Here is an 18,893-nt window from a genome sequence, read left to right on the forward strand (position 1 = left end):
TCAGCCCACTGACGCGATCTCGCGCACGACCGTCAGCGCCCTCGGTGCCTCCTGGCCGCAGACACAGCGCATGCACTCCGCGCCGGCATCACCCAGGTGTGCGCGAGGGTTCTCCGCGTCCACGGCACCGGCCGGGTACAGCGCGACCGCCCGCTCCCAGTGCGTGCGAGCCCAGTCGGGATCTCCCCGCCGGGCCGCGACGTGGGCGAGTCCCTCGTGGGCACGCGCTCGCACCATCGGCAACGCGCCGGCCATCGCCAGTTCCTCGGCGTCCCACAGCAACGCCTCCGCCTCGCGCAACCGCCCGGCCGCGAGGCAGGTCTCCGCGAGTCCGTTCAGCGCGTCGCCCTCCGGTTCCCTCAGGTCCATGCGCCGCGCCGACTCCAGCGCCTCCCTGCCCACGGCCAGGGCGTCCGCGATCCGGCCCTGCCTCCGGTACGTGACTCCCAGCCACGCCAAGGCGATCCCCTCACCGCGGCTCATGCCGATCTCCCTGCTCAGCCGCACGGCCCGTTCCAACGCGACGACCGCCTCGGCGTCGCGCCCCCGCAGCTGGGCCAGCCAGCCGATGTTGATCAGCACGACCACCTCGCCGCCGACGTAGCCGCCCAGCTGGTGCATCGCGAGCGCGTCGCGGAACCGGGCGTCGGCCTCGCGGTACCGGCCGAGGTTGCAGTCCACGAACCCGAGGTCGATGGTCGAGTTCACCTCGGCCCGCTGGTCGTCGATCGACCGCGCGAGCGCGACCGCCTCGGCGAAGCTGGCCGCCGCGTCGTCGAGCATGCCCGCCTGCACCTGGGACGCGCCCAGGTCGCGCAGGCCGCCGACCGCCGCGGGCAGGTCGCCGAGCTCGCGGCTGATCGCGATGGCCCGGTCGAGGAACTCCAGCACCTCGCCGTGCCGACCGGCTTCCCGCAGCGCGAACGCGATGTTCGTCAGGGCCATGGACTCGCCGCACCGATCGCCCAGCGCCTGCGCGGACTTCAAGGCGTTGCGGGACAGTTCGAGCACGCCGGAACGCAGTCCGACGCGGGTCAGGTACGGCGTGAGCAGGCACGGCAACTGCCACGCGTGCACGTGCCAGCCGTGCGCGCTCGCGTAGTCGGCCACCGCCACCATGTTCTTGTACTCGGCCCGGAGCTGCCGGACGTCGTCCTCTTCGGACGCCGAGGCGGGTAGTTCCGGCTCCCACGTGAGGCCGGTCTCGAAGCCGCGCCGGCCCGGCAGGCTGCGCCGGCCGCGCACGTCCGCCAGGTGCAGGTAGTAGTCGAACAACCGGCGGCGCGCGGTGTCCAGTTCGGACGGTGCGTCCGCCGCGTCGGCCAGGTCACGGGCGCAGTCGCGCACGAGGTCGTGCAGGCAGTAGCGGTCGGACCGGCGCTGCATCAGCAGGTTGCACTCGACCAGTTCCTCCAGCACGTCCTGCGCGTCGTGGACCGGCACCCCCGCGAGCGCGGCCGCCGCGTACGCGTCGAAGTCGGCGCCGGGCACCAGGGCCAGCAACCGGAACAGCTCCTGCCTGTCCGCGGTGAGGTGGTGGTACGACAGCGCGAGCACGCCGGCCACGCTCAGGTCGTTCGCGGTGAACGCGCGGGCGCGGCGTTGCCGGTCACGCAGCTGCTCGGCGAGGTGGGCGACGCTCCACGGTCTTCGGCAGAACCGGGAGGCGGCGATTCTGATCGCCAGGGGAAGCCTGCCGCACAACGAGATCACGTCCGCGACCGCCTCCGGTTCCGCGTCCGCCCGCTCGGCACCGGCGATCCGGCGGAACAGCGCCACCGCGTCGGCGGCCGGGAGCACGTCCAGCGACACCGGGACGGCGCCCTCGATCGCCATGAGGTGGCACCGGCTCACGATCAGCACCACCGCGCCGGGCGCACCGGGCAGCAGCGGCCTGACCTGACCGGCGTCGGCCGCGTTGTCCAGCACCACCAGCACCCGCCGGTGCGCCATCTCGGCCAGCCAGAGGTCGCGGCGCGCGGCCGGATCCACCGGGATCACCTCCGGTGACACGCCGATCTGGCGCAGCAGCGACTCGAGCGCCGCACCCGCGGCCATCGGTGGCGTGTCCGCGGTGAACCCGCGCAGGTCGACGTAGCAACGCCCGTCCGGGAAGCGGCCTTCCAGCCGGTGCGCCACGTGCACGGCCAGCGCGGTCTTGCCGATGCCGCCCATGCCCTCGATGGTGACGATCGCGGGCGTCCGCGTGCCGATCGCCTCAATCAGGCAGTCCACTTCGGACTCGCGGCCGGTGAAGTCGGGGATGTCGAACGGAAGCGACGAGCGACTGACCCGCGCCACCGGTCGTTCCGGTTCCCGCCTCGGTTCGGCGCGGAGGAGTTCGGCGTGCAGGCTGCGGAGTTCGGGACCGGGATCCGCGCCCAGTTCCGCGGCCAATGCCCGCCGTCCCTGCTCGAACACCGTCAGCGCGTCGCCCCGGCGTCCTGCGCGGTCCAGCGCGCGCATCAGCGTGGCGCGCAACGACTCCCGCAGCGGGTGCTCGGCCACCTGGCCCGTGAGCTCGCCCAGCAGCGAGGCGACCTCACCCAGTTCCAGACGCAGTTCCGCGAGTCGTTCGACGGCCTGGAGCCGTTGTTCGCGCAGTCCTTCCGCCGCCGCGTCGATCGACGCCGAGCCGAGCCCGGCCAGCACGGGTCCTCGCCACAGGTCGAGCGCGCTTTGCAGCAGCGCCACCGCCTGTGCCGGTGTGCCCTCCCGTGCGGCCACCTCGGCGGCGCGGACCTGGGCCTGGAACAGGTCCGCGTCGAGGCGCCCGTCCGGCAGGTCGAGGCGGTACCCGTGGGTGCTGGTGGTCAGCCGGCCGCCGCCCCTGGTGACGACGCGGCGCACCGCGGCCGCCGCGTTGCAGACCTGACGGCGTGCGGTCTGCGGCGGGTCCTCCCACAGTTCGTCGATCAGCCGGTCGAAGGACACGACGGTGCCCGTGCCGAGCAGCAGGAGCGCCAGCAGCTTCTGCTGACGTTCTCCGCCGAGCGCGACGGGGCGCCCTGCGGACCGCAGTTCCAGCGGGCCCAAAATGCGATAATCCATTCGGACGCACGCTTCCATCTCGGAGTACGACGGTGGAGCTGGCGGAGACACCAGTGGCACCGCAGCAGTGATATGAGATATCACCTTTAAGAGTCGGCATGAGGCGGAAAGATACGCCCGATTCCCTGTACCGATTCAGTGTCAGGTGGAATCACGCAGAGCAGCCGGTCGCACACGCCCCGTTACCAGTTGACGAAGTGGACAAACGCTGCCATATTCCCTCCGCAGTGACGAGGAAGGGAGGTTCCTCGTCGCATCCAGGAGGGGATCAAGAAAGATGAGACGGGCCGGTTTTTTTGGCGCGCTATTGACTGCCGTGGCACTTGTCGCAGTGACCATCGCGAGTTCCGCGTCGGACGTTCAACCCACTGATTCAGGAAACAGGACAGCACTCATCATCGGGCCTTGTACGACGGGCGAGTGCTGACCGACCGGGATATCCGGTCCGATGTCCGCTGAAATGGATTCCCAGGCCCGTGCCGCGAAAGGCATGGCCTTCACCGGTGCCGCACTCGGAGTACTTCTCCTCGCGACCACGGCCGCCCAGCTGCCCGCCGATGTCGTCGGGCAACGAACAGCCGCCCAGCGGGAGATCTTCCGGTTGTTCTGGCCGCAGGGAATGAAGCTGTTCACCAATGCGGCGGGGCGTGAGTTCACGGTCGCGTACCACCACGACGAATCCGCCGGCACGTTCGTCCCGATCACCCGGACCGCGGGTGACCGGGACTACCTGGCGGGTCTCGGCCGGGGGTCGTACGCCGACCTGGCCCGGCTGCTGGCCACCGTGGACGAGCTTCCCGGCGAGCACTGGCAGGACTGCGCGGCGGCGACCGTCTCCGGCTGCGCCGCCGTTGTCTCCCGGGCCCCGAGAGTGACCTTGACCAGCTATTTCTCCGCCGGGACGCCCTGCGGTCCGACGGTGTTCGCGATCGAGCGCCCCAGCAGGGACACCTCGTCGCGGCACGTCGTCCGCGTCGCCGCCGTGGACCTCACGTGCGCACCCTGGTAGCCCGCGCGCTGGCGTTCGAACCCAGGACGCCGGCGTTCGGCATCGCCCGTTCGCTGGTCGCGATCGCCGAGTTGACCGTACTCGTGTTCACCTCGGACACCGACCTATTCCCCGTTGTGCCGAATGGACCAACAGGTCCTCGCTGCGATGGCCTGCGCGCCCTTTCGCTCTGGTGCTTCGACTCGTCGGCGGCCGCTCTGACAATGTCCCGGTTCGTGACGATCGCCGCACTCGTGCTCGCCGCATCGGGTTACCGGCCGCGCTGGACGTGCATTCCGCACTGGTACGCCACCTTCAGCCTGGCCGCCGCGATCCACGTGCCCAACGGCGGCGAGAACGTGGCGCGGTTCCTCACTCTGCTGCTGATCCCGATGTGTCTCGCCGACGATCGGATCTGGCATTGGAGACGCCCCGCCACCCCCTTGCCGGAGTGGTCGCGAGGCAGCGCCTACGTCACGCATCTGACAATCCGACTGCAGGTCGTGATCGTCTACGGACAGGCGGTCTGGATCAAAGTCGTGGAGCCCGAATGGCGTGACGGCAGCGCGATGCACCATGTGATGCAGGACGCGTATTTCGGAGTCACTTCCGAACTCGCGGGGTTTCTGGAATGGAACGTTCTGACAACGTCGGTCACGTGGGGCACGATCCTGCTCGAATCGGCGATCGTGGTCTGCGTCGTCGGAAATTCGAGACTGCGCCGCATCGGCCTGGCACTCGCCGTTGTGCTGCACGGCGGCATCGTCCTCGCGCTCGGCCTCGTGAGCTTCGGACTGGTGATGATCAGTCTCGTGGCAGCGGCGAGCAGTGGCCGTTCGGAGTTCCCAGAGCCCGCACCGCCGCGGCGATGAGCTCCGACGGCGACCCGGTGCCGTACGGGGACGGGATCTCCCGCAACGCGGCCCGATGCCCCTCCACGTCGTCCAGCCACGCCAGCACCGAGTCGCCCACCAGCGGGCCGGGAGGAACGAGCGTGCCGAACGTGCCCTCGATCTCCGGCCGTTCGGTGCTGCGCCGCACTACCACGACGGGCCGCTTCAGCACGCTCACCTCCTCCTGGATGCCGCCCGAGTCCGAGACGATCACCGCGGATCCGTGCGCCAGGGCCAGGAAGGTCCGGTACGGCTGTGGTTCGATCACCTGCAGGCCGTGCAGCAGGCGGTCGAGGCCGAACGCGGCGATGCGCTGCGCGGTGCGCGGGTGCAGCGGCAGCACGACCGGCAGCGGCAACTGGCCGAGCTCGCGCAGGATGGTCTCCAGGTTGCCCGCGTCGTCCACGTTCTCCGGGCGGTGGATCGTGGCGAGGACGTAGCGGTCGGGCTTGAGGCCGAGGTCGCCCAGGACCACGTCCTCCTCGTCCGCGGACGGCAACGCGTGCGCCAGCGCCTCCACGACGGTGTTGCCGGTGACGGCGATGCGGCCGTCGGCGACGCCTTCGGCCAAGAGGTTGTTGCGGTTCAACGACGTCGGCGCACAGCAGAGGTCGGAGAGGTGGTCGATGAGCACGCGGTTGTGCTCTTCCGGCATCGCGCGGTCGTAGCTGCGCAGGCCCGCCTCCACGTGCACCAGCGGCACGTCGCAGGCGTTGGCCGCCAGCGCCCCGGCGAGCGCGGAGGTCGTGTCGCCCTGCACGATCACGGCGGCAGGGCGTTGCGCGGCCAGCACCTCGTCCACGGCCGAGACGGCACGGCCGAGCTGGTCGCCCCGGCGCAGGCCGCCCAGCCGCAGTTCGTGGAAGCCGCCCGGTTCCGGCACATCGCGGCGGATGAGCGAGTACATCGAGCGGTCGTAGTGCTGGCCGGTGTAGATCATGGTGCACGCGCTGCCGAAGTGTTCGACGAGCGGCGCGAGTTTGATCAGTTCCGGCCTGGTGCCGCAGACGATCGTCACGATGTTCGTTTCCCGCACCGCGGCAAGGTACTTCATCGATCTTGACGAATCCGGGCGAATCTCGCACACGTTCACCCGAAAGAGTTGCCTGGGATATCGCTCGAAAGTGTTGCCGCACAAGCGTGTCGTAGTGTCCGCGCTCATGTCCGGTCATCTGGCACTTGCGGTGTCCACCGTGCTCTACGGCCTGGGGATAGTCGCGCAGACCGTCGCCGCGAAGAGGGCCGACGAGCGTCCCGGCGCCGGCCTCGGGCTGCTCGCCCGCCTCGCCTCGGATCGCTTGTACCTGCTGGGTTTCACCGGTCAGGTCGGCGGTTTCCTGTTCGCGTTCCTGGCTCGCGGGGAGCTGCCCCTCTACCTGGTGCAGGCGGGGTCGTCGTGCGCGGTAGGCCTGGCCACCGTGATCGGCGTGCTGCTGCTCGGCTGGCGGATCCGGCGCGTCGAGATCGCGGTGCTGGTGGTGATGGGGTGCGGTCTTCTGCTGCTGACGGGTGCGGCGGCGCCGTCCACGGCCCGTGAGCTTCCGCTGGTGCCGGCGTTGGTCGTGCTGGGACTGCTGACGCTGGCGGTGCTTCCGCTGGCCAGGGCGTTCAGGAGCATGACGCCGGTGCTCGCCGGCATCGCGTTCGCCGTGGTCGCGGTGGCCGCGCGCAACGTCGCCGGCAAGCCGGTGCTCGACCTGGTGCTGCACCCGCTGACCTGGCTGATGGTGATCGCCGCGTTCGTCGGGCAGGCCTGTCTCGCCACGGCGTTGCAACGTGTTTCGGCCACGTCCGCGGTGGCGTCGATGGACGCGACCACCGTGGTGATCGGTTCGGTGGCCGGGCTCGCGCTGATGGGCGACCAGATCGCGGCCGGGCGTGAGTGGTGGGTCGTGCTGGGCGTGCTGCTGGTGGTGTCCGGCGTGCTGGTGCTCGGCCGTGCCTCGAAGCCCGCTGCCGAACTGGTCTCCGCCAGAGGCGAGCGATGAAGCCCGTCGCCAGTGTCTCGCTGGACCTCGACAACCTCTGGGCGTATCTGCGCACGCACGGCGACTCGCGGTGGGAGAGCAGGCCGAGTTTCCTGCCGTCCGCGGTGCCGCGTCTGCTGGACGTCTTCGGCGAACACCGGTTGACCACCACGGTCTTCGTGGTCGGCGCGGACGCGGAACGCGACGACGGCGCCGAGGCGGTCGCGTCGATCACCGCGGCCGGGCACGAGATCGCGAACCACTCGTTCTGGCACCAGCCCTGGCTGCACCGGTTCTCCGACGAGGAGGTCGAGAAGGAGGTCCTGCGCGCCGAGGAGGCGATCATGACCGCCGGTGCGCCGAAGCCGATCGGGTTCCGCGGGCCCGGGTACAGCGTCACGCCCGCGTTGCTCGACGTGCTCGCGCGGCGCGGTTATCGGTACGACGCCAGCGTTCTGCCGACGTGGATCGGGCCGCTGGCCCGCGCTTACCACAACCGGACGGCGGGCTCGACCGACGGCGGCGAGGACCTGTTCGGTGGCTTCGGCAAGGTTCGCGCGCCCAACACCGCGTACCGCTGGCGGGGCAACGGGATGATCGAGCTGCCGGTGACGACGATGCCGTTGCTGCGGGTGCCGATCCACGGCGCGTACCTGTTGCAGCTGCACCAGATCTCGCCCCGGCTGGCCCGCGGGTACTTCCGCACGGCGTTGCGGTTGTGCCTGGCGCGCAACGTCTCCCCGTCGTTGCTGCTGCATCCGACGGACGTGCTCTCGGGCGCCGAGGCGCCCGGGATGGAGTTCTTCCCCGGCATGGCCCTGCCGGGGGCGGCGAAGGTCGAGCTGCTGGGCTGGGTGTTGTCGTTGCTGCGCAAGCACTTCGACGTGGTCGGCACCGGCGAGCACGTCGAGCGGGTCGCGGGGTCCCGGCTGCGCGAACGGGATCCGGTCGCATGTGGCTGACCGGCCTGCTTCGCGTCCTCGCCTGCGGGACGGTGGCGCTGGCTCCGTTGGAGGGCTACCTGCTTCAGGTGCACGGGCAGTCGGCCAAGGTCGTGCCCGCGCTGCTGATCGGTGTGTGGCTGTTCTCGCTCTACCGGCAACGGCGGCTGCCCGCGCCGCATCCGCTGCACCTGCTGATCGCGTTGCTGGCGGTGGTGCTGCTGGCCACGTCCGCGGTGCACGAGGCCGAGCCGTTCACGCTGGAGTACCTGGTGCGGTGGGTGCCGTTCCTGGTGATGACGGTGGTGCTCGCCGACGTGGCCGCGCGGGAGGTGCCGGTCCGCGCGCTGCTCGCGGCGACGGTCGCCGGTGCGGTCGTGGCGGCGGCGGGTGGGTTGGTCAGCGTCGTCGGCGGCTCGTTGCGCGCCACCGGGCCGTTGGAGGACCCCAACGACCTGGCGTTCTTCCTCGTTGCGGCGCTGCCGTTGCTGGTCGCGCTGCCCGCCAAGGGCCGGTCTCGGATCGTGTTGTTGTTGCTGGGCGCGGTGTTGCTGGCCGGTGCCGCGGCGACGTTCTCCCGTGGCGGCGGGATCGCACTGGCCTGTGCGCTGGTGTGGCTGATCGCGCGGCGCGGGCTGCCGGTCCGCGCGGTGGTCGTCACCGCGGCGGTCACCGGTGTGGCGGCGCTGGTGTTCGCGTCGACGGCGCAGGCCGAGCTGTCGCGGGCGTTCCAGGAGAAGAGCCACATCGCGGGCACCAACGCGGACACCAGGATGCTGCGCTGGCAGGCGGCGTCGCGGATGCTCGCGGACAACCCGGTGCTCGGCGTCGGCCCCGGCGGGTTCCGCCAGGAGTACGCGGCGGCCGGGCACAACGCGGAGATCGACGAGCAGACCCCGGTGGCGCACAACCTGTTCCTCGAAGTCGCCGCTGAGCTCGGGGTTCCCGGGTTCGCGTTGCTGATCGGGCTGATCGCGGTCGGTTTCGTGTCCAGTGAACGGGCGTTGCGGCGGGTGGCGGACCGGCGTGAGGCCGTGGCCGTGCAGGCGGCGCTGATCGCCGTGCTGGTCGCCTCGATCTTCCTGTCCGAGCAGTACTACCTGCCCCTGTGGTCGCTCGTCGCCATCGCGGTCGCGATCGAGCGGCGTTCTCTTGAGGAGAGTCGATGCGCGTCCTCCACGTGATCAGCGAGATGGGTGCGGGCGGCGCGGAGGCGCTCGTGGCCGGCATGGCGCTCGCGGGCGGTGACGTCGGCTGGGAGTCCGCGGTGGCCAGCGGTGGCGGGTTCCGCGTCGACGCGTTGCGTGCCGCCGAGATCCCTGTCTTCGACGTGCCGGTGGCGCGCCGTTCTGCGTTGGGTGTGCTGCGCGCGGCGCGGGCGGTGCGGGCGGCCGTGCGCCGGTTCCGGCCGGATGTCGTGCTGGCGCACAACGTCTCCGCGTCGCTCGTCGCTCGCCTTGCTTCGCCGCGACGGCCGGTCGTGACGGTGTTCCACGGGGTGGCCTCGGCTGACGTGCCTGGTGCCGTGCGGGTGTTGCGGCGGGTGTCGACCGTCGTCGTGACCGTCACCTCGGCCCACCGGTTGTCCGGCCTCTCCGTGGTCGTGATCCCGAACGCGGCCTTCCCGTCGGTGCCTTCGGCGGACCGGGCGACCGTGCGGGCCCGGCTCGGCACGCCGCTCGACGTGCCCGTCGCGTTGTGCCCGGCCCGCCTGGAACCGCAGAAGCGGCACGACGTGCTGCTCGAAGCGTGGGCCCAGGTCCCCGGCGACGCCGAACTGTGGCTGGCGGGCGACGGCAGCCTGCGTTCGTCACTGGAGGCCTCGGCCCCTGCTCGCGTCCGCTTCCTGGGCACCCGCACCGACGTCCGCGACCTGCTCGAGGCGGCGGACGTCACCGTGCTCACCAGCGACTGGGAGGGCATGCCGATCGCGCTCCTCGAGTCGCTGGCGGCGGGCCGCCCGATCGTCGCGTCCGATGTGGACGGAGTGCGCGAGGTCCTGTCCGGCGGCGGCGGAGTCCTGGTGCCGCGCCGAAACCCGGCGCAGACCGCGAAAGCGTTGCGCGGCCTGCTCCACTCCCCCGCCGCGCGTTCGGTGGCCGCCTCTCACGACGGCTCGGCCGACGCGCACACGTTGATGAAGTCCTACGACGAACTGCTTCGTACCGTCCTGGAGGGACGATGAAGGCTCCGAGAGCTGCACTAGAGGGCCTGCTGGCCGCCGTTGTGGTCGGCGCCGCCGTCCTGCTGGCCGTCGCCCTGCGCGACGGCGTGACCGAGGGCAGACTCACCCTGCTCGCCACCCCGTCCGCCACCGACAGCGCCCAGTTCGGCGAGGTCACCTCCCTCGCCACCCCGGCCGTCGTACAGCTGGTCCGCAGCCCGTCCGTGCTGGACGTCGCCGCTGCCGCAGCGGGCACGACCCCGAACCGCCTGTCCGACGCCATCGCAGTCGAACTGGTCCCCGCCTCCGGCGTCGCCCGGATCTCGGTGCGCGCCGACTCAGCCGCCCACGCCTCAGCCGCCGTCACCGCCGTCGCGCAGGCCGTGATCGAAGCCGACCTGCTGGCGCCCGCCGCCAAGTTCCGGCTCCTCGACCCGCGCCCCGAGACCACCCAGGTGACGCCGGACTGGCGCCTCGCCACGGGCCTCGCCCTGGTGGCGGCGGTGATCGCCGGGGTGGCCGTCGTGGCGTTGCGCCGGTTGCGCGGCAACACCGTGCGGGTCGCGCTCGCTGGTGCGGGCGTCACGCACCCGGTCGTCGTCGCTACCGGCGATGATCCCGTTTTGGTCGAGCGTCTGACGGCGTTGTGCGTGGCGGCGGCTCGGCCCGTGCGCGTGCTGGCGGTGAGCCCGTCGTTGGTGGAGCGTGCCGAGGCGCTCGCGCGGGCGTTGCCGGACAAGGCTTCCGAGCCCGGGGACGGGACGGCGGTGATCGCGGTCGCGTCGGAGGATCGGGCGCGGCGCCACGACCTGGCCACGGCCCTCGCGGTGCTGCCCGCCTCGTCGGTGCTGGTGGCGGTGGTGCTGGCGTGATCGCGACGTCCAAGGACACGGCGCTGGACGCCGGCTCGGCGGCATCAGCCGTTCCGGAATTGTCAGACCCGCCTGAGACGATAGGAGTGGGGGCCGAATCCCCCCTGGGGGCCGGTCAGTCCGAATCGATCCGGTTCGCGACCGTGCTCACGGTGGCGGGGCTTGCCGCGCTGGCGGCGTTGGCCGCGGTCGCGGCGGTGGCGGCCACGTCGGTCGTGCTGGCGGTGGTGCCGGAATGAGCAACAACCGCCCGCAGCCTTCCCGCCGAGTCCACCGGCCTGACCTCGTACTCGGCCCTGGTGGCGGAGTGAAGAACAACTGTCCGCCGCGCCGCCTTTCCGCTGAGACCACGGGCCTGGGCGCAACCGCAGTCGTAGCGGTGGTGCCGGAATGACGAACTCACCCCGCTGGAGCGCCCTCTTGCGCCGCAACGACCTCCCGGCCGCGCTCACCGCGGTGGCCCGCCTCACCTCACTGGCCGCGCTCGCCGCCCTGGCCGCGACCTCGGTCGTGCTGGAGGCGGCGCGATGATCACCACCACCAACCGGGCCGGGCTCGCCAAGACCATCGGCGTCGCCCTCGTCGCCCTCGCCGGTGTCCTCAGCGCGGTCCGTGCGCTCAGGCCGTCGTGGGAAGTGCCGCTGCCCACCGAGGCGAACCTGCCGGAAGAACGCATGCAGGACTTCCGGGACGCGCTGTACTTCCCCATCCGCGAGTTCCTCAACGGCGGCAACCCGTACGACCCCGCGGTGATGTTCGAGCACTGGCCGGTGCGGCAGAACTTCAACCTCTACCAGCCCTATCACCTGATCCTGCACCTGCCGTTCGCGCTGCCGGAGTACCGGGTGGGCGCGGTGGCGTTCGCGCTGGCGTGCCTGATGCTTCTCATCGGCCTCGCGGTCATGGCCGCAGGCAGGGCACGGCTGCCGATCGTCGCCGGCACCGTCGTGATCAGCACGCTGCTGGTGACTAGCCAGGTCGGCAAGGCGCAGATGTACGTCGGGCAGGTCAACCCGCTGATCGCGGTCGGTGCGGCCGGGGCGTTGCTGCTGCGCACCAGGAGTCCGGGGTGGGCCTCCGCGGCGCTGGCGCTGGCCTGGTTGAAGCCGCAGTTCGGGCTTCCGCTGGCGTTGTTGCTGTTCGTGCGGGGTGATCGGAAGGTCGCGCTCCTGGGTACGGCGGTCGCCGCGCTGGCCAGCTTGTCGGTGGCCGGGTTGCTCGTCGCCAAAGGCGGGGTCGGCGAGTTCCTCGACGTCATCAAACGGAACCTGGACTGGGCCAGCAGCACCGGCTACGGCGCGGTCGACTCCATGACGGCGCAACGGGTCGACCTGCCGGCGGTGTTCTTCCGCACCACCGGGTGGTTGCCACCCGCGGCGGAACTGCTGGCGCTGTGCGGAGTGCTCGCCGCAACGGCGCTGCTGGCGCGCAAGCTCGACCGCACCGAGAACGGGGCTGAGGCGGCCGATCTGCTCACCTGTCTGGGCATTGTGGTCGCGCTCGTGCACCAGCCGGGCGACGTGTTGATCGCGGTCCCGGCGATGGTGGCGTTGGCCGTCGTGTGCTGGCGGCGGAGGAAGGACAGCCACTGGCGGTGGGCCGGGGTTGCGACGCTGCTGCTCGCGGTTCCGTTCGCGCACCTGTACTTCGTCGACACGGTCATCAAGAACACGCTGGGAGCACGGGCAAGCGTGACGCTGGACGGGGTTGCGGTCGTGGCGGCTTGGGTGGTCCTCACCGCGTTCGCGATACGACACGTGCGGCGCGGCGCATGACCGACGTGGCGGTGCGGGGGTCGTTGTGGCTCTTCGCGGTCAACCTGGTGAGCAAGAGCAGCCAGATCGTCGTGACCCTCGCGCTCGCCCTGTTCCTCACGGAAGCCGACCTGGGCGCGGTGGCGCTGGTCGTGTCGGTCGTCAACATCGGCCAGGTCATCCAGGCGATGGGCGTCTACGACATCGTCAGCCGCACCGCCCTTGACCCGCGAAGGACGGCGGGGACCGTGCTCACGATGAGCATCGCGGCCGGAGTCGCGCTCGCCGCGATCATCGTCCTCGCCGCCGACCCGATCGCCGGCGCGCTGGGGGCGCCGGAGGCCGCCGGGATGCTGCGGCTCGCGGCGCTCACCCTGCCGTTCACCGCGGCGGGCGGCGTGCAGATGGCGTTGATGCACCGCAACCTCGACTTCCGGCGCCGCATGCTCCCCGACGCGGGCGGCATGCTCATCGGCGCCGTCGTCACGGTCAGCCTGGCGGCCAACGGAACCGGGCCCACGGCGCTGGTCCTCGGTCTGCTCTGCACCGCGATCGCCCAACCGGTGCTCGCCGCCGTCGCCGGAGCGCGGATCCGGCCTGGCTGGGACCGCGAGGCCGCGACGGAGGCGGCGAAGTGGCTCGCGGTCGTCGGGCCCGGCGCGTTGATCGCGGTGTTGCTGATCAACGTCGACTACCTCGCGATCGGGCACGTCCTCGGGCCAGAGGCGGTCGGCGGGTACAGCCTCGCCTTCCGCATCGCCTGGGTGCCGTACATCATGATCGCGGTCGTGCTGGGCGGCGTGCTGTTCCCGATCTACGCCGAGCTGGTCCGAAATGGACAGAGCGCACAACTCGCGGCGACGCTCAGAAGATTCACCATCGCGACCCTCGTCATCACCGGCGGCCTGTACGTCGTCACGGCACTGTCCGCGCACGGCATCGTGGTCCTCGGCGAGCAGTGGACCGACGCGGCACACATCCTGGTCCTGCTGTGCGGCTACGGACTCGGCCTGAGCCTGCTGCACGTCTGGTACCAGGTGATCAGGGCCGCCGGACACGCCCGCCAGTACCTCGCCCTCGAAGCCACCCATCTCGTCGCCCTGCTCACGGCGCTCGCGTTCACCACCGAACTCGGCCCCCAGGCGGTCGCCCTCACCCAACTCGCCGTGGTCTGGCTGCTGGTACCGGTGACCTGGCTCGTCCTGGCCCGCAACGGCCTCGCGTTCCCCTTCCCGCTCCGCGCGACAGCGAGTGTCATCGGCGCAGCGGCACTGTGCCTGGCCATCAGCACCCTCCTGCCGGAGAGCAAGAACATCGCGGGACTCGTCGCCACCGGCCTGGTCCTGCTCGCCACCTACTGCGCGATCACCCTCCCCCTGAACCGCACCGTCCTCATCGGACTGAAGGAGCGCGCGTGAAGATCGTCCACGTGACGCAACCGGTCGAGGCCGGAGTCGCCGTCGTGGTCCTGAACCTCGCCCAGGCCCAGCGTCAACGAGGCTGGGACGTCAGCATCGCCTGCCCGGGCCAAGGCTGGCTCGCCCGAGAAGCGACCAGAGCCGGAATCCCGCTCCACCCCTGGCAGGCGACCCGCACGCCAGGACCGAGCACCGCCGCAGAACTCCGAAACCTCCGCAAGATCCTGCGAGACCGGAACCCGGACGTCGTCCACCTGCACAGCTCCAAGGCCGGCCTGGCCAGGCTCGTCCTGCGTGGCCGCACCCCGACGATCTTCCAGCCCCACCTGTGGTCGTTCCGCGTCGCCACCGGCCTGCTCAGCCGAGCCTGCCGGTTCTGGGAGGCAACGGCTTCACGCTGGACGACCGTGCTCCTGTGCGTCAGCGACGACGAGCTGAAAGCCGGCCGCGCGGCAGGAGTGACCGCACGGGCCGAGGTCGTCTGCAACGGCGTCGACACCCAACGCCTGACCCCCCACCAGAAAACCCACGACACCCCCACGGCGGTGTGCGTAGGACGACTGGCCCACCAGAAGGGCCAGGACCTGCTGCTCGAAGCCTGGCCCGACGTGCTGAAGAAAGTCCCGGACGCCGAACTCCTGATAGTCGGCGACGGCCCGATGGCAACCCAACTCCAAGCCACCCCGACCCCGAACACCCGCTGGCACGGCCACAGCGACGAGGTCGAGGACTTCTACGCCGAAGCCGACGTTGTGGTCCTGCCGTCCCGCGCCGAGGGCATGGCGCTGGTGCCACTGGAAGCCATGGCCTGTGGACGCTCGGTGGTCGCGTTCGACGTCGAAGGCGTCGAGCAAAGCCTCGGCGACGCGGGCGAGGTCGTCCAGGCCGGTGACGTGAAAGCCCTGGCGCAAGCGATTGCGCTCCGGCTGGCCGACCCGGAACTCGCGGCCGCGGAAGGAAAGCGCGGCAGGCAGAGGGCCGAGACCCTGTTCGACCGCGACCGCATGGCGGACCAGATCGTGACGCTCACCGAGACCCTGGTCTCCGAGGAAGGACGACGATGACACGGATCGCCTACCTGCTCACCCAGGACAGCGGTGGCCCGGTGGACGTGACGGTGCGCCTGGCCGCCGCACTGGCCAAGTCGGGTGACGCCGAGGTGCGCGTGTTCGGCCCACGCCCCCGGCGTGGCGCGGAGCTGATCGACCCGTTCTTCGAAGAGACCCTGGTGATGCGCAAGGGGGACATGGCCGCCGCACGGCAGGCACGTGCCGCCCTCAAGGCCTGGCGCCCGGACGTCGTGCACGCACAGGATCGCCGGTCCGGACTGGTCAGCGCCGCGCTCGCCACCACCGGCACCAAGATCGTGCACACCTACCACGGCGTGCCCGACGACGTGGCCGAGCCGTGGTTCCGCAACGTCCGGGGCGCGACCCCTCCCCCGCCCTACACCAGGGCGGTGCTGGCCGCCGACGCCGCCGTCGCCCGCGTGGTGCACCGGACCGTCGTCCCCGCCAGGGAGATGGGCCGGTTCCTGCGCGAACGGCTCTACGTGCCCCCGCACCGCATGACCCACATCGACAACTGCGTCGAGGTCGGCACCGCGAACCCGCCCACGAAGCCCGTGCGCAAACTGGTGTTCGTGGGCCTGCTCGTCGAACGCAAGGGTCTGCTGAACCTGTTGGACGCCCTGGAAACCACCATGCCGGAGGACGCGACGCTGACGGTCGTCGGCGACGGCCCGCTCCGGCTCCAGGCAGAGGGCAGGGTGACGCGCCGGGGCCTCGCGGACCGGGTCGAGTTCCTGGGATTCCGCAGTGACGTCCCCGAACTGCTGCTGGAGCACGACGCCCTGGTGCTGCCGTCCACAATGGAACAGCAGCCGCTCGTGGTGGCGGAGGCGATGGCGGCAGGCAAACCTGTGGTCGCCACCGACACCGGCGGCGTCGCGGACATGCTGGGCGTCCCCGGCGACGACTGCCCGAAGCCCGGCGACGTGCCCGCACTCGCCGCACGACTACAAGAACTGTTCGCCGACCCCGACCCCGCGAGCACCGGACAGCGGCTCGCCACGAGGGCACGGGAGCGGTTCACCGCCGAGGTCTGCGCGCGGCGGCACCTCGACCTCTACCGCAAGCTCACCGCTTCGGACCGTTGACCAGCACCACGGCGTCGGCCGACGGCAGATCGAGCCGGTCGGGCACCACTTCGCCCTTGAGCGTCACGAGACCCGGCGGAGGAGTGAGGAGCACGGAGGTCTTCGTCGGGTTCACGGCCACCCAGCCGCCCGAGTAGCGCCGGTTCCACACCCCGCTCGGCAGGCGGTTGGCCGTCTCGACCGCCTCGCCGAGCCGCGCGTCCTGGTACAGCGACCAGTACGGGTTCTTGTAGTCCGGCTCGGCCCTGGTCCAGCACGTGTGGGGGCTCGCGAGGAGCGCGGCGGTGGCGTACCCGACGCGTTCCTCCTTGTCCGACTTCGTGTGCGTGATCAGCAGCAGCCAGGACTCGCCGAGCGCGGCCTGGGCGCGCTGCTCCTTGAACTGGTTGCCCTGGAACGTGATCAGCTCGCCGGTGCCGTCGTCGCCCTGCAGGCCGAAGTTCTCCTCCATCGCGCCCGCGTACCGGGAGTGCGCCGACCACCGGCCCGGTGTCAGCTGCGACTCCGACACGTTGGGGATGAGCATCTTCCCGGACTTCTCCAGGGCGTCACCGGTGAGCTGGAGCATGCCGTCGAGGCCGTCGCGCAGCAGCCGGTCCGACCCCGCGGCGTCGGCGGTGCCGGCGATGATCGACTGCGAGTAGTACCGCAGCGAGCTGAAGTCGTTGTCCGCCAGCACGCCGTCCCAGCCCTCGCGCAGCACCTCGCCGACCACGGCGTCCGCCCACGCCTTCTGGTAGGCCGGGTCCCACACCGTCATCTGCCAGTGCTTCGGGTAGCCGTCCCACTCGATGCGCTGGCCGAGCGTGCTGATCGCGAACCACCCCGGCTGCTTCTGCTCCGCAGCGACGTAGCCGACGCCGGTGGGCAGGTACCGGGCGTCGCGGTCGCCCTCGACCGCGCCGTAGTAGTTGCGGGTGCTGGAGAAGTCCTTGTACACCAGCACTTTGACCCTGGGGTTCAGCTCGTGCAGCTTGCGCATGGCCGAGGTCTCCCACGCGTTGAGCACGACGACGTCGTAGTGCTTCGCGGCGGCCCGGATCTCCCACGACGAGGGCGAGTCACCGATGCCGTACCACCACGCGCAGGGCGCCAGCGGCTTCGGCACCGGCCCGGTGATGATCGGGTCCGACTCGGCGGCACTGACCGCACATGCACTCGAAAGAAGTACGAGGGCAACAGCGGCGAATCGACGTATCAGCGATTTCTCCGACAACACAACTCACCCGCTGTCATCAGTAGAATCCTCAGGTCGAGCCACAACGACCAATTCGCGATGTAGTAGTTGTCGTATCGAGACCTGTCGGCGATTGAAGTGTCACCTCGCAGACCGTGCACCTGGGCTAGTCCAGTCAAGCCGGTCGGGACGCGATGGCGCGCCCAATATAGCTCGTGAATAGCGGAAAACTCGCGAACGAAACCAGGACGCTCCGGGCGTGGCCCGACAACGCACATGTCGCCGCGTAGGACGTTCCACAACTGGGGCAGCTCGTCGAGCGACGTCCTGCGCAGGAAGCGGCCGACCGGCCCGACCCGCGAGTCGCCGACGACGGACCACTTGACCTGCGAGTCGTCCTCGCCGGACTGCCGGACGCTGCGGATCTTGTAGAGGGTGAACGTGCGGTCGTCCATGCCGACGCGGACCTGCCGGAAGAACAGCGGCCGGCCGCTCTCGACCAGCACCGCGAGCGCGCACAGCCCGATCACCGGCGACAGCACGACCAGGGCGAACGCCGCCAGCAGCAGGTCGGCGGCGCGCTTGATCCACCAGGTCGGCCTGCTGGTCGGCGCGGTGCCCAGGCGCATCAGCGGGTAGCTGCGCAGCCGTTCGATGCCGGGGCCGTCCGGGTGCAGTTCGTACATCCGGGGCACCACGAGCGTCGAGCAACCGAGCCGGTGGGCGGTGATCGCGGCCTCGACCAGCGGCGAGTCGCGGGTGTGGGAGAACGCGAGCACGACGGTGCCCGCCTTGAGCCGGACGATCGCGTCGGCGAGATCGCCCTCGACGACCTCCAGCAGTGGCGGCTGCCGGTCCGGGTCGGGGCCGGAGTCGGCGAACGCGACGGGCCGCAGACCGAACTGGGGGTGCTCCAGCATGGTCCGCGCGAGGTTCACGCCGACCTCGCCCGCGCCGACGATGATCGTGCGGTCGCACCGGTCGAACTTGCGGCGGCACCACCGGCCGAACGCGAAGACGCACCACCGCACCGGCTCGATGACCAGCGCGAACACGATCATCGCCCACTGGGCCGCGGCGAGGTCGGCCGCGTCGGAGCCGCTGACCAGGCCGATGCCGGACAGCAGCGCGAACGCCAGCGCCGTGCTCGCCGCGGACCGGGGCAGGTCCTGCAGCCACGACAGCCACAGCCGCCGCCGGTAGAGCCGCCAGGCTCCCCTGATCGTGACCACGGAGGCCACGACCGCGCTGCTCCAGCCCCAGCCGAGACCTCGGTGCACGCACACCGCGGCGAGCGTCACGGCGTCGGCGAGGACGAGCAGGACGGCGACCGCGTTCACCCGGCTGAGCAGGTCCCGGCGGACCGACGACGGTTTGAGGGGGCGCTGCGAGGGGCGTCTGTGCTCAGCCTCGCGCGCGGGGAGGGGAGCTGCTGGAACGGCAACCGCCGAGAATCGCCTCATTGGAAGATCATCCGATCGAAGGAGTTTTGGCCGCAGGAGTGCACGAA

General features: G+C 70.9%; 17 protein-coding genes. 13 read left to right on the top strand and 4 right to left on the bottom strand.

Going from position 1 to position 18,893, the window contains the following annotated elements; all coding sequences use genetic code 11:
- Complete coding sequence (locus ACH413_RS11255; RefSeq protein ID WP_360030904.1) at window positions 1–3,051, bottom strand: BTAD domain-containing putative transcriptional regulator; 3,051 nt, start codon at window positions 3,049–3,051, stop codon at window positions 1–3.
- A gap of 448 nt (window positions 3,052–3,499) precedes the next feature.
- On the opposite strand from ACH413_RS11255, the gene ACH413_RS11260 reads away from it, so the two are divergent.
- Window positions 3,500–4,060, top strand: a complete 561-nt coding sequence (locus ACH413_RS11260; protein WP_360030906.1) for a hypothetical protein — start codon at window positions 3,500–3,502, stop codon at window positions 4,058–4,060.
- Window positions 4,045–4,911, top strand: coding sequence for a sporulation-delaying protein SdpB family protein (locus tag ACH413_RS11265; protein WP_360030908.1), 867 nt, complete (start codon window positions 4,045–4,047; stop codon window positions 4,909–4,911). Before ACH413_RS11260 ends, ACH413_RS11265 begins: the two co-directional genes overlap by 16 nt.
- On the opposite strand, the gene wecB is transcribed toward ACH413_RS11265, so the two are convergent.
- Complete coding sequence (gene wecB / locus ACH413_RS11270) at window positions 4,844–5,968, bottom strand: non-hydrolyzing UDP-N-acetylglucosamine 2-epimerase (RefSeq protein ID WP_360030910.1); 1,125 nt, start codon at window positions 5,966–5,968, stop codon at window positions 4,844–4,846. The genes ACH413_RS11265 and wecB overlap by 68 nt on opposite strands.
- Before the next feature lie 124 nt (window positions 5,969–6,092).
- On the opposite strand from wecB, the gene ACH413_RS11275 reads away from it, so the two are divergent.
- The 11 genes from ACH413_RS11275 (at window position 6,093) to ACH413_RS11325 (ending at window position 16,206) form a co-directional block, all read left to right on the top strand.
- Entirely contained in the window at window positions 6,093–6,920 is an 828-nt protein-coding gene (locus tag ACH413_RS11275) for a hypothetical protein (RefSeq protein ID WP_360030912.1), read from the top strand.
- Window positions 6,917–7,861 (top strand): polysaccharide deacetylase family protein, encoded by a 945-nt coding sequence (locus ACH413_RS11280; RefSeq protein WP_360030914.1) that lies wholly within the window; start codon window positions 6,917–6,919, stop codon window positions 7,859–7,861. Before ACH413_RS11275 ends, ACH413_RS11280 begins: the two co-directional genes overlap by 4 nt.
- Window positions 7,852–9,024 carry an O-antigen ligase family protein gene (locus ACH413_RS11285; RefSeq protein WP_360030916.1) on the top strand — a complete coding sequence of 391 codons (1,173 nt, stop codon included), beginning with the start codon at window positions 7,852–7,854 and terminating at the stop codon, window positions 9,022–9,024. Before ACH413_RS11280 ends, ACH413_RS11285 begins: the two co-directional genes overlap by 10 nt.
- Window positions 9,006–10,025 (top strand): glycosyltransferase, encoded by a 1,020-nt coding sequence (locus ACH413_RS11290; protein ID WP_360030918.1) that lies wholly within the window; start codon window positions 9,006–9,008, stop codon window positions 10,023–10,025. The genes ACH413_RS11285 and ACH413_RS11290 overlap by 19 nt, the downstream gene beginning before the upstream one ends.
- On the top strand, window positions 10,022–10,876 hold the full coding sequence (locus tag ACH413_RS11295) for a hypothetical protein (RefSeq protein WP_360030920.1): 855 nt from the start codon (window positions 10,022–10,024) through the stop codon (window positions 10,874–10,876). The genes ACH413_RS11290 and ACH413_RS11295 overlap by 4 nt, the downstream gene beginning before the upstream one ends.
- A complete protein-coding gene (locus ACH413_RS11300) occupies window positions 10,873–11,115 on the top strand; it encodes a hypothetical protein (RefSeq protein WP_360030922.1) in 243 nt (80 codons plus the stop codon). The genes ACH413_RS11295 and ACH413_RS11300 overlap by 4 nt, the downstream gene beginning before the upstream one ends.
- 151 nt (window positions 11,116–11,266) lie before the next feature.
- A complete protein-coding gene (locus tag ACH413_RS11305) occupies window positions 11,267–11,407 on the top strand; it encodes a hypothetical protein (protein ID WP_360030924.1) in 141 nt (46 codons plus the stop codon).
- The gene (locus ACH413_RS11310) at window positions 11,404–12,651 is read left to right on the top strand and encodes a glycosyltransferase family 87 protein (protein WP_360030925.1); all 1,248 of its coding nucleotides are present in this window, start codon (window positions 11,404–11,406) and stop codon (window positions 12,649–12,651) included. The genes ACH413_RS11305 and ACH413_RS11310 overlap by 4 nt, the downstream gene beginning before the upstream one ends.
- Window positions 12,648–14,048, top strand: a complete 1,401-nt coding sequence (locus tag ACH413_RS11315; protein WP_360030927.1) for an oligosaccharide flippase family protein — start codon at window positions 12,648–12,650, stop codon at window positions 14,046–14,048. The genes ACH413_RS11310 and ACH413_RS11315 overlap by 4 nt, the downstream gene beginning before the upstream one ends.
- On the top strand, window positions 14,045–15,112 hold the full coding sequence (locus tag ACH413_RS11320) for a glycosyltransferase (protein ID WP_360030929.1): 1,068 nt from the start codon (window positions 14,045–14,047) through the stop codon (window positions 15,110–15,112). Before ACH413_RS11315 ends, ACH413_RS11320 begins: the two co-directional genes overlap by 4 nt.
- A complete protein-coding gene (locus tag ACH413_RS11325) occupies window positions 15,109–16,206 on the top strand; it encodes a glycosyltransferase family 4 protein (RefSeq protein WP_360030931.1) in 1,098 nt (365 codons plus the stop codon). Before ACH413_RS11320 ends, ACH413_RS11325 begins: the two co-directional genes overlap by 4 nt.
- Here the strand turns inward: ACH413_RS11325 and ACH413_RS11330 are convergent.
- Window positions 16,187–17,314 (bottom strand): putative glycoside hydrolase family 15 protein, encoded by a 1,128-nt coding sequence (locus ACH413_RS11330; protein WP_360030932.1) that lies wholly within the window; start codon window positions 17,312–17,314, stop codon window positions 16,187–16,189. The genes ACH413_RS11325 and ACH413_RS11330 overlap by 20 nt on opposite strands.
- A gap of 89 nt (window positions 17,315–17,403) precedes the next feature.
- Entirely contained in the window at window positions 17,404–18,723 is a 1,320-nt protein-coding gene (locus ACH413_RS11335) for a sugar transferase (RefSeq protein ID WP_360030934.1), read from the bottom strand.
- Between the last annotated feature and the right edge of the window lie 170 nt (window positions 18,724–18,893).

It is taken from the genome of Lentzea sp. NPDC020367 (genome assembly GCF_044387305.1).
In the GTDB taxonomy this organism is placed as follows: Bacteria; Actinomycetota; Actinomycetes; order Mycobacteriales; family Pseudonocardiaceae; genus Lentzea.

Coding starts and splice junctions, on each gene's coding strand:
- ACH413_RS11275 (WP_360030912.1), top strand. CDS start 6,093: ATGTCCGGTCATCTGGCACTTGCGGTGTCCACCGTGCTCTACGGCCTG.
- ACH413_RS11260 (WP_360030906.1), top strand. CDS start 3,500: ATGTCCGCTGAAATGGATTCCCAGGCCCGTGCCGCGAAAGGCATGGCC.
- ACH413_RS11305 (WP_360030924.1), top strand. CDS start 11,267: ATGACGAACTCACCCCGCTGGAGCGCCCTCTTGCGCCGCAACGACCTC.
- ACH413_RS11310 (WP_360030925.1), top strand. CDS start 11,404: ATGATCACCACCACCAACCGGGCCGGGCTCGCCAAGACCATCGGCGTC.
- ACH413_RS11315 (WP_360030927.1), top strand. CDS start 12,648: ATGACCGACGTGGCGGTGCGGGGGTCGTTGTGGCTCTTCGCGGTCAAC.
- ACH413_RS11290 (WP_360030918.1), top strand. CDS start 9,006: ATGCGCGTCCTCCACGTGATCAGCGAGATGGGTGCGGGCGGCGCGGAG.
- ACH413_RS11255 (WP_360030904.1), bottom strand. CDS start 3,051: ATGGATTATCGCATTTTGGGCCCGCTGGAACTGCGGTCCGCAGGGCGC.
- ACH413_RS11285 (WP_360030916.1), top strand. CDS start 7,852: ATGTGGCTGACCGGCCTGCTTCGCGTCCTCGCCTGCGGGACGGTGGCG.
- ACH413_RS11295 (WP_360030920.1), top strand. CDS start 10,022: ATGAAGGCTCCGAGAGCTGCACTAGAGGGCCTGCTGGCCGCCGTTGTG.
- ACH413_RS11280 (WP_360030914.1), top strand. CDS start 6,917: ATGAAGCCCGTCGCCAGTGTCTCGCTGGACCTCGACAACCTCTGGGCG.
- ACH413_RS11325 (WP_360030931.1), top strand. CDS start 15,109: ATGACACGGATCGCCTACCTGCTCACCCAGGACAGCGGTGGCCCGGTG.